The organism is Paraburkholderia tropica (assembly GCF_900109265.1).
Taxonomy (GTDB): domain Bacteria; phylum Pseudomonadota; class Gammaproteobacteria; order Burkholderiales; family Burkholderiaceae; genus Paraburkholderia; species Paraburkholderia tropica.
The window spans coordinates 1-9,361 of sequence record NZ_FNZM01000050.1 but is presented as its reverse complement, the minus strand read 5'-3'; the positions used below and the strand labels follow the sequence as shown (position 1 = coordinate 9,361).

Annotated in this window: 5 protein-coding genes and 8 pseudogenes; 9 read left to right on the top strand and 4 right to left on the bottom strand. The window is 57.6% G+C overall.

The features are described from left to right. A pseudogene (locus tag BMY06_RS37810) lies at positions 1–286 on the top strand (IS6 family transposase); the annotation flags it as partial. 53 nt (positions 287–339) lie between these two features. Here the strand turns inward: BMY06_RS37810 and BMY06_RS37805 are convergent. After that, positions 340–747: pseudogene (locus BMY06_RS37805) on the bottom strand (transposase); the annotation flags it as partial. A gap of 155 nt (positions 748–902) precedes the next feature. Between BMY06_RS37805 and istA the strand changes: the two are divergent. Together istA and istB are read left to right on the top strand one after the other, a co-directional pair. Then, on the top strand, positions 903–2,126 hold the full coding sequence (istA, locus tag BMY06_RS37800; RefSeq protein ID WP_074987892.1) for an IS21 family transposase: 1,224 nt from the start codon (positions 903–905) through the stop codon (positions 2,124–2,126). Beyond that, a complete protein-coding gene (gene istB / locus BMY06_RS37795; RefSeq protein WP_074987891.1) occupies positions 2,123–2,989 on the top strand; it encodes an IS21-like element helper ATPase IstB in 867 nt (288 codons plus the stop codon). The genes istA and istB overlap by 4 nt, the downstream gene beginning before the upstream one ends. A gap of 69 nt (positions 2,990–3,058) precedes the next feature. Here istB and BMY06_RS37790 read toward each other — a convergent pair. Beyond that, positions 3,059–3,457, bottom strand: a pseudogene (locus BMY06_RS37790) (IS3 family transposase); the annotation flags it as partial. Positions 3,458–3,522: 65 nt separating this feature from the next. Here BMY06_RS37790 and BMY06_RS37785 point away from each other — a divergent pair. The 3 pseudogenes from BMY06_RS37785 to BMY06_RS37775 form a co-directional block, all read left to right on the top strand. Next, positions 3,523–3,801 (top strand): annotated as a pseudogene (locus BMY06_RS37785) (IS3 family transposase); the annotation flags it as partial. A 38-nt stretch (positions 3,802–3,839) separates the two neighbouring features. Beyond that, a pseudogene (locus BMY06_RS37780) lies at positions 3,840–4,063 on the top strand (transposase); the annotation flags it as partial. Between the two features lie 327 nt (positions 4,064–4,390). Continuing rightward, a pseudogene (locus tag BMY06_RS37775) lies at positions 4,391–4,699 on the top strand (transposase); the annotation flags it as partial. Between the two features lie 176 nt (positions 4,700–4,875). Here BMY06_RS37775 and BMY06_RS40430 read toward each other — a convergent pair. Beyond that, positions 4,876–5,367: an H-NS histone family protein gene (locus BMY06_RS40430; RefSeq protein WP_244144470.1), complete on the bottom strand. Its 492-nt coding sequence runs from the start codon at positions 5,365–5,367 to the stop codon at positions 4,876–4,878. Positions 5,368–5,627: 260 nt separating this feature from the next. Here BMY06_RS40430 and BMY06_RS37765 point away from each other — a divergent pair. Further along, positions 5,628–5,948, top strand: a pseudogene (locus BMY06_RS37765) (transposase); the annotation flags it as partial. Between the two features lie 340 nt (positions 5,949–6,288). On the opposite strand, the pseudogene BMY06_RS37755 reads toward BMY06_RS37765, so the two are convergent. Beyond that, positions 6,289–6,507 (bottom strand): annotated as a pseudogene (locus BMY06_RS37755) (3-oxoacyl-ACP reductase); the annotation flags it as partial. Between the two features lie 206 nt (positions 6,508–6,713). On the opposite strand from BMY06_RS37755, the gene BMY06_RS37750 reads away from it, so the two are divergent. Together BMY06_RS37750 and BMY06_RS37745 are read left to right on the top strand one after the other, a co-directional pair. Further along, positions 6,714–7,733: an IS110 family RNA-guided transposase gene (locus BMY06_RS37750; protein ID WP_074987887.1), complete on the top strand. Its 1,020-nt coding sequence runs from the start codon at positions 6,714–6,716 to the stop codon at positions 7,731–7,733. 267 nt (positions 7,734–8,000) lie between these two features. Next, positions 8,001–9,014: an IS110 family RNA-guided transposase gene (locus BMY06_RS37745; RefSeq protein ID WP_074987893.1), complete on the top strand. Its 1,014-nt coding sequence runs from the start codon at positions 8,001–8,003 to the stop codon at positions 9,012–9,014. Positions 9,015–9,361 lie beyond the last annotated feature (347 nt).

The window sequence follows — 9,361 nt, the reverse complement described above, 5'->3', positions numbered from 1 at the left end:
TGAGCTTGCTCGGGTGAAGCACGTGTTCGTCAAAGCGGCCGCACGGGCAAATAACCGCGCCGAGAACAGCCACCAGCCAACCCGTAGGCGCGAACGCCAGATGTGTGGCTTTCGCGATGCGCGTCGCACGCAGGCTTTTCTTTCATGCTTCGGCCCGATCCGTCAGCACTTCGCGCTTCCAAGGCATCAGATGAACGCTGCACGTCATCGTGCCATACTTCAAGAACGCCTCGGCACATGGCGCGCTTGGACTCTTTCCGCCGCAAGCGAGACCGTTATCTGTTAAGGATAACTACGCGCGTGACGCACAGTTGCCCACAGCCGCCAACTTGACAATGCCGCATATTTGTCGGCAACCCGTATGGGCGACCGATGATAAAAATAGGAGCTGCGCGCGAGGTCCAACCGCGCAAGTAGCTCAGTCAAACCGTATTCTTCTCTCAGGGCGTCAACCAGCGTCGTTTTCTCCCGGTTGCTCAGGAGTGGCAGGTCGACGCCCAGGTCTTTTTTTACGAGTTCATTCGCCTTCTTCAACAGGTCGTGTTCAAGCTGCAGCTTGCGAATGTCGCGCCGGAGCCCTTCGACCTGCCGCTCCAGTTCGTCCCGATCCGTCTCTGCGGGGGATCCCTTGTCGCGTTTCATGGATGCAGGGGCCTCCCGGCCGAGTAACTGGTTCTTCCAGTTGTACAGCGACACCCTGTCGACGTCCAGCTTTTGCGCCACCGCCTGTGCACTTCCTTCCCGTGTGTCAGCGTCGGATAGATACTCCTCATTTTCGTCGAAGTAATTTTCCCCAGTTTTTGTCTGGCGCCGCCGCGTAAGCGGCGGCGCTCTCCCGATCACCGACCATATCCCACTACGGATCCGTCGAGGGGGTGTCGGTGATCGAACTGGGAGAGGTTATGACGATTCTGGAATTGCACCGGCAGGGGCTGAGTATCTCGGCCATCGCCGCTCGACTGGGTATGGACCGCAAGACCATTCGCAAATACATCAAGGGTGGTATGCAGGCGCCGTGTTACGGTCCACGTGCACCGCGACCCTGCGTCATCGACCCGTTCGTTCATTATGTGACCGAGCGTGTCCGTGAGTATCCGGACCTCAGTATCGAGCGGCTGCTGCGGGAGATTCACGCCATGGGTTACGCGGGCGGTCGAACAGCGCTGGGCGACCTGGTTCGGGAAGTCCGGCCACCGCGACAGCGTGGCTTCGAGGTGCGCTTTGAGACTCCCGCTGGCCACCAGGCGCAGGTAGACTTCGCACACTTCAATGTTGAGTTCGACGATGTACCGGGGCAGCGACGCTCAATCTGGTTGTTCTCGATTGTGCTCGGGCACAGCCGCTATCTGTGGGGGCGTTTCGTCGAACATCAGGACCTGCAGACCGTCCTGCGCTGCCACATGGAAGCGTTCGAGCACATTGGTGGTGTGCCACGCGAAGTGCTGTACGACCGCATGAAGGCAGCGGTGCTGGGCGAAGTCGAGAAGCACATCGTCTACAACGCGAAGCTGGTCGCGTTTGCACAGCACTATGGTTTCGCTCCGCGTGCGTGCAAGGCGTATCGCGCCAAGACCAAGGGCAAGGTCGAACGCCCCTATCGCTATATCCGGCAGGACTTCTTTCTCGCACGACGATTCCAGAATCTCGCCGATCTGAACCGCCAGTTGCGCAACTGGCTCGACACGGTGGCCAACTCACGAGTACACGGCACGACGCATCGCGTTGTCATGCAACACTTCCGGGAGGAACGCCCCGCGCTCCAGGAGTTGCCTGCCGGCGTCTTCAATGGCGTCATCAGACTCGAGCGGCGCGTGAGCCACGAAGGTCTGGTCTCGGTCGGCGGCAACTACTATAGCGTGCCCGATCGCACCCGCAGGCGCACGCTCGACGTCCATAGTCTGGCTCACGAGATCCGCATCTACGAGGACGGCGAACTGCTCGCAGTGCACCCCGTGCTGGAAGGCCGGCGACGAACATCGTTGCTGCCTGGCCATCGGAGCGCGGGCCAGCGCAGGCAGCAGGCGGCGTGCGACGTATCGTCGGGCACGACCGGTGTCGGACGTCGGCCGCTGTCGTTTTACGATCAGGTGGCCAGGCGTCTGGCTGATGCCGGGAGGCGCGCATGAACAGCGTTCCAACCTCAACCGTCGAACGGATACAGCGTTACCTCGTTGGCTTGCGTATGCCGCGTGCGCTTGAAGCGCTGGATGCCACCTTGAAGCGTTTCGAACAGGGCGACAGCTCGATGCTCGAAGTGCTGGAGACGTTGCTGGGCGAGGAGTTCACGACGCGCGAGACGCGGCGCATCCGCATGGCGCTGCAGACAGCGAGGCTGGGCACCGTCAAGACGCTCGCCGGATATGACTTCAGCTTCCAGCCGAGTCTCGATCGCGATCGCATCATGACGCTTGCGCAACTTGAGTTCATCGAACGACGCCAGACGGTCCACTTCCTCGGGCCGCCAGGAACTGGCAAATCACACCTCTCCATTGCGCTAGGTGTCGAAGCGGTGCGTGCGGGCAAGAGCGTGTACTTCGGCTCACTGGCAGAAATCGTCAATTCGATGGCGAAGGCCGAACGCGAAGGCAACCTCGCCCAGCGTGTGCGCTTTCTTGCGCGCAACAGTCTGCTCATCGTTGACGAGATCGGCTATCTGCCGATCGGCTCCAACGGGGGCAACTTGTTCTTCCAGCTCGTCAACGCGTGTTACGAGCGCTGCGCCATCGTCCTCACGTCCAATCGCAGCTTCGGCGAATGGGGCGAGGTCTTCGGCGACACCGTCGTCGCAGCGGCGCTGCTCGACAGGTTGCTGCATCACGCGATTGTTGTCCAGATTGAAGGTTCGTCGTACCGGCTGCGGGAGCATGCCGATCTCCTGCCTGACCACCTGCGCAACCGACCATCCGCCCTAAACCCGGCACCGGTCGAACCTGCTAACCGACGCCCGGGTCGCCCCCGAAAGAGCTCACCTGATCCATTCAGCGGCTGATCACCGCAAATACACAGGGTGGGGAAATTTACTTCGACGATTCTGAGGAAATTAAGTCCGACGTTGACACCGTGTACACAGTTCGTACACCGCGACCTGCCTGGAAGCCAATGACACGGCCGCTCGGCCTGCCTTGCCAATCACGCGTTTCTTTGTTTCCGGATAGCGCTCGCGAACCCACGCCGTCAGTATCTGGCGACAGGGATAGCCTAATGCCCTGAGCGTGAAACTGAAGCAGCGCCCGTGATTGACGTAGTGCTCGAGTGCTGAGTTCTTCTGTTCTTCGGAGTACTTCGGCTTTACGCGAACGTACTCTCTCTGCAGATCGCCACACTTCTCGAATTCCGCGCACCACGCCTTGAGAGAATTCTTCGTCGGGTAACCCAACTGGCGGATTGTCGCCTTGATGCGCTTCCCGAGTTTCAGGTACAGCTCGGCCGCCCGAACGCGGTCTGCGTATGAATACATGGACTACCTCCAAAGTAGTCCAAGATTTTGTCCGCATCCCCGGTGGGTCAGGATTCCGTGCAAATCAACACAAACTGAATACGTACTGCATGCGCTGCTCGATGAGCCGCAAAGGCAGTTGCTGGGATAACGCGCCGACGGAAAGCTTCTTCAACAGCCTGAAGAACGAGCGCGTGCATGGCACGAGGTATCGCACGCACCGCGAAGCCGTCGCGGACTTGTTCGAATACATCGAAGTGTTTTATAACCGTAGTCGTCGTCATTCATCGCTCGGCTTCATGTCGCCAACCCAGTTCATGCAAGACTGGCTTGAGGCTCAGCGGACAAGGGATGCGGCTGCATAACCCGGGGCCTCTGGAAGGCGAAAAACCGAGGGAACCTCACTGGGGGAAGGAGTACCCTCTTGGGAATCAGTAAGCGAGGAGACAAGAATTTGCGACGCTTGCTGGTGCAATGGCAAGAGCGTATATGCGACGACTGGACCGACGCAGCGGGTCAATGGCGGATTGGGTGCGGGGCATGCTCACACGACGACACTCGAACGTCGTGGCCTGTGCGCTTGCGAACAAGCTGGCGCGTACTGCATGGGCGGTCGCAACGCATCACCATGTTCAACGTGCATGGCGTAATCGTGTTCCCCTGACTCGTGACTCCGTGCCAACAGTGAATTTTGTTCTAGCGACATGCCCACCTGGTTTTGCGACGACTGAAGTTTGATGACGTGAACGGCAATCCGACCCGACGAATAACCTGAAAACAGGATAGGCCCCAAGGCCGATTAATTTCTTAGGATCGTTGGGTGCGACTCTCATCGTGGCGCGAGGAAGTTTCCTCATTAAAGACGCCGAATAGATTCGAGCAGGCCAACCACAAAATCAAGTCAGGGTTGCAAAAACGGAGGGGACCATAGATCCTGTTTGTACGGAGGATTGCATGTCAGAGAAGTCAGTGCCGAAGCTGCAATACACGAACGAGTTCAAGGGTGAGGCTATCCGGCTTGCCGAAACAGTCGGGCAGCATGAAGCTGCGCGCAGGCTCGGGGTGCCCGTGGCGACGTTAGGGAACTGGAGCCGGCGTAGCCGCGGTTCCGAAGGGGGTGTCGAGACGAGTAGTCGTGATGTGAGCGCTGTACGTGTTACGCGCCCGATCAGCGAGCTGGAGGCAGAGAACAGCCGGCTGCGCAAGGAGCTCGCCAGTGCGAAACTCGATATCGGGCCAATTAAGGAGCTCATTGCCGTCAAAATACACTGATCGAAAGGTTCAGGCCAACCAAAGCTACGCTGGCGAAAGATAACGCGGCAATTGCCGAAGCCAAGCGCCATGTCCACGGCAACCGGGAATAAAACCGAAGAAAAATCGCCGCAAAGAGACACGCCAACGTCAGGCTGACGAAAATTGAGCCAGCAAAATTCCTCACTTTACGTCTTTACTTCGAATTTCTTTCGATCTTCGGCGTATCTAATCCAGTTAGGCGGTTTCCCTCGACCTGACCATTCCTTCCCAGAGCGCGGATCCCGATACTTTGCAGGACGTGCCGTGTCCTTTCGCCCTTTCGCGGCGCCTCCAAGTGTGCCGCCAGAAAGGTCGTGCAGATCAACGTGGTAGTCGGCAATTTTCCGTAGTATCTCTGCTATAACCGCAATCCGCTCCTGCGATCTTCTTCGAGCAATTTCTGCGTCCAGTTGCTCACGTTGCGCGAGCAGTTCCTTGTATGTGGCCACCGCTGTTCCAATATTTAAGCTATTGCAGAAGTTCGACTTCGTCTTGCTGCAATCACCTGTCGGGACGTACTCCACGTTGTGAACTTTACAGCGTGAGCTTGCCACGCCTAACGAATGTTCCAAAAAAAGCCCGGCCGAACGCCGGGCATATAATATGGAACAACTCGGTACAACTAAGGTCCCGTTCATTCTACGACCTCCAACAACGGAAGGCAATGCGGGATGGCATTATTAATTTATGACGATAAAATTGACCGCGTATATTCTGTAAGAAATAGGGGTGATTTTCGTAATTTTTGAGCCGGAAACGGAATCCGGAGATACTCGACATTCATAATAGGGCCGAGTCGAAATTCCGCTAAGGAAACACGGATCAATTCTGCTCGACGAGCATCGCTGAAGAGGCCGAGGACGTTGCAGATAGAGGCTCACGGAACGGTCCCACGATCATGAAGTGGCAGATCGGTTTTGCAGAAGCAGAAAGCCTGGGCAAGAAGCGAGTGACCAGGCGTCTGCGCTTGCTGTCGGCGATCGGGCCGTACTACCCGAAAGGCGAACGGGGGCGCCGGCCGGCCGGGCTGGAGCCGATGCTGCGGATCTACTTTCTTCAACAGTGGTACGGCTTGTCAGACGAAGGCCTTGAGGAAGCGCTGTACGACAGTATCGCGATGCGCGCGTTCGCGGGCACCGACCTGGCGCGCGAGAACGTACCCGATGCCACCATGCTGCTGAAGTTCCGACGCCTGCTGGTGGAGCGCGAGCTGACGCGAACTTCGAGGCAGGTATCCCTTTGATATTCGCGCAATTTTCCGGTTAGCCTGCGCGAGACCTGGTGAGGCTTTGCGTTTCGCCCCGATATAAATATTCTTTCTAATCAGATGCTTGCTGACCCCCATCTCGGACGGCGCTAGCTAGGCGGCGCCGAGTGTGCCGCAGCGCCGCGAGCCGGCCCTTGATAAAGGGGGGGCCCCTATGTGATTCGTCAAGCGGTAGGGCCGGATTTTGGTTGGTAGAGGGTACCGTCGCGCAGCATGGCGAACAGCACGTCGCAGCGTCGTCGAGCGAGCGCGATGAGCGCCTGATTGTGGCGCTTAGCCAAAACTGCAACCGTTACCATCGAACGGTCCGGCCACGATAATCCAGATACTCAAGGCCAGGACGCCCCAGCTTGGCCAGAAGCACATCCACGACGCCTGGAACGCTTTCCTCGATCGACAATCGCCCTTCGGGCCCGCCCAATTCGGTACGCACCCAGCCGGGTGCCATCAGCAGCATGGACCGCGACGCGTGCGCCTGACGCACGGCAAAGCTGCGCATGAATTGGTTGACCATGCCTCGATTTCGCGTACCGTAGACCGCAATAAATCTGTCACTGTCACAGTGCGACGGCGCGCGGCAAAGCGCGACCTTGGATGAATGATATGAACGCCTCCCACCCATCGCGATGTGTCGCGTCGGCAGCACGTCAATGGCCGGCGGCCGCTACGGAATAGAATTCGGTGTTCATATTGGTCAACTCTGCCGGAGGATCCATCATGACGCATACGATCGTGGGTGTGGACATCGCAAAGAACGTAATGCAGGTGCATTGGGTGGATCCGGAAACCGGCGAGATCGTGAACAGACCTATCAAGCGAGCTGCGTTTCTCGAATATTTCGCGAATCGCAAGCCTTGTCTCATCGGGATGGAATCCTGCAGCGGATCCCAACACTGGGCGCGGCGTTTGATCGAAATGGGCCACCAGGTGAAGTTGATGCCAGCGAAATTCGTCAAGGCGTTCAACATCCGAAACAAGAACGACGCGGCCGATGCACGCGCCATCTGGATGGCGGCGCAGATAGCGAGCAAGGAAGTCGCTGTAAAGACCGAGGCCCAGCAGGCAGTGCTCGCATTGCATCGTATGCGGCAGCAACTAGTGAAGTTCCGAACGATGCAGATCAACAGCCTCCGTGGATTGCTCACTGAATACGGCGAGGTGATGGGCGTCGGTCGGGCGGCGTTGGACAAATCGATCGTGGGAGTTCTGGAAAGGTTGTCGCGACGCTTGCCAGCGATCTTGATCGAGACGTTGCGTGAACAATGGAAGGGTCTGGATAACCTGGACCGGCAGATCTGTCAGATCGAGCGCCGTTTGCACGTGTGGATGAAGGATGACCAGTCTGCTAAAGCAATTTCGGCAATTCCGGGCGTAGGTGTGCTAACAGCAACCGCTGCGGTGGCTACGATGGGGCATGCCAAAGCGTTCAGATCCGGCCGCGAGTTCGCTGCGTGGCTCGGTCTCGTACCGAAACAGACGGGTTCTGGAGGAAAAGTCGAGCTGCAGGGAATAAGTAAGCGAGGTGACACCTATCTCAGGACTTTGCTCGTCCACGGCGCTAGGAGCATTGTCTATCGCGTGAAGGAGCCAGGTCCATGGGTAGTGCAGATGAAAGAGCGGCGTCCGTTAAACGTAGTCATCGTGGCGATGGCTAACAAGCTTGCCCGAATAATCTGGGCAATGCTGGCGCATCAACGGCCTTACCGGATGAACTACGAAAGCGTTAAAGCAGCCTGATTTCTCTGCTCTGGCGCAGGTTGTACCGAAAGGGATGGAACGTCAAAAGTTGCGGCGGCATTCGAGTGTGATGACAAGACAGGTAGGACCTGGGACTCACAAAGCCTGAAAAAGTGTCTGAGCTTAACAAGCTCGCGCGGTGAATGAGGCGTGAGTCTGCGGATTTCATAGGGGCCCGCAGCGAATCAGGCTGCAACAAGGCTGATGGTATGGACTCCCGCCCCCTCTGGGGCGAAACTGGACGACGCCACTTCCCGGGAGAACGTCATGCCTACGCTTACCGTCGGTCTGGATATCGCGAAAAATGTCTTTCAGGTGCATGGCGTCGACCGCCATGGAAAAACAGTTATTCAGCGGAAACTTCGGCGACCTGACGTGTTGAAGTTCTTCGCAAAACTGGAATCCAGTCTAATTGGTATCGAGGCGTGTCATGGATCCCATTACTGGGCTCGTGAGCTCACGTTGTTGGGACATACCGTGCGATTGCTACCGACTCAGTACGTGAAGCCGTTTCTCGTGGGTGGCAAGAACGACGCGAATGACGCGGCGGCGATCTGCGCGGCGGTGACACGCCCAGGCATCCATTTCGTTGCGATCAAGAGTGCTCAACAGCAATCGCTGCAGTCAGTTCATCGAATGCGCGAACGGCTCATCCAGGAGCGAACAGCGAAATCGAATCAGATCCGGAGCATGTTTGCCGAAGAGGGTGTGGTTTTCCCGGTAGGGATTTCGCAGCTGCGAAATGGCGTGGTTGCGTTAGTCAACGACCCAGATGCCCGGATAACATCCGTGCTGAGGCGCCTTGGATCCATGTATCTCGAGCAACTGGAGGCTTTGCAGCAATGGCTCGATAAACTCGCTGCCGAGCTTGCTGAAGTCTTCAAACGCAATGAAGCTTGCCAGCGGCTTGCCACTGTCCCCGGTATCGGACCGGTAATCGCGACCGCGATCGTGAGCAGCGTCGGTGATCCGGCACAGTTCAAAAATGGTCGACAGTTTGCAGCTTGGTTGGGGCTGACGCCGATGCAAAGGTCCAGTGGCGGCAAAACCAAGCTTGGCGGCATCACAAAGCGAGGCGACACGTATCTCCGTACCCTCTTCGTACAGGGCGCCCGTGCGGTGATGCACTTCGTGAAACGCCACGATGATCGACACAGTCGCTGGATCAAGGCAGTCATGCAACGTCGCCACGTGAGCGTCGCGGCGATCGCTCTGGCGAACAAGACAGCACGTATCGCGTGGGCAATATTGACAAGCAATGATAGTTTCAGGGTGGCGTAACACCCAGCGAGCAGCAGAGTACGGTTTTATTTCTTTCACGATTGCGCAAGAAGCGGCAAGCATGGCGAACCGGTCGGACCGGCGCTTGCAGATCCTGATACATCCGACGGCTGCTGTACGAAGCCACAAGGCCGATGAGGAGCAAGCGCGCAAATTTCCATGATGGCTCGTGCGGCAGCAAGCACATTAAAAGCCGAATGTACGGACGCAGTCATGACCTTCAAAGTGCGAACCGATCTTGCTCATAGGCGGGAGTCCATGTACGAATGTAGAGCTGCAGCCCATCCTGTTCGTCAACACCTTGGAGACCTGGCGCAAAGGGGGGCGTTCATGTAGACACTTTCAAT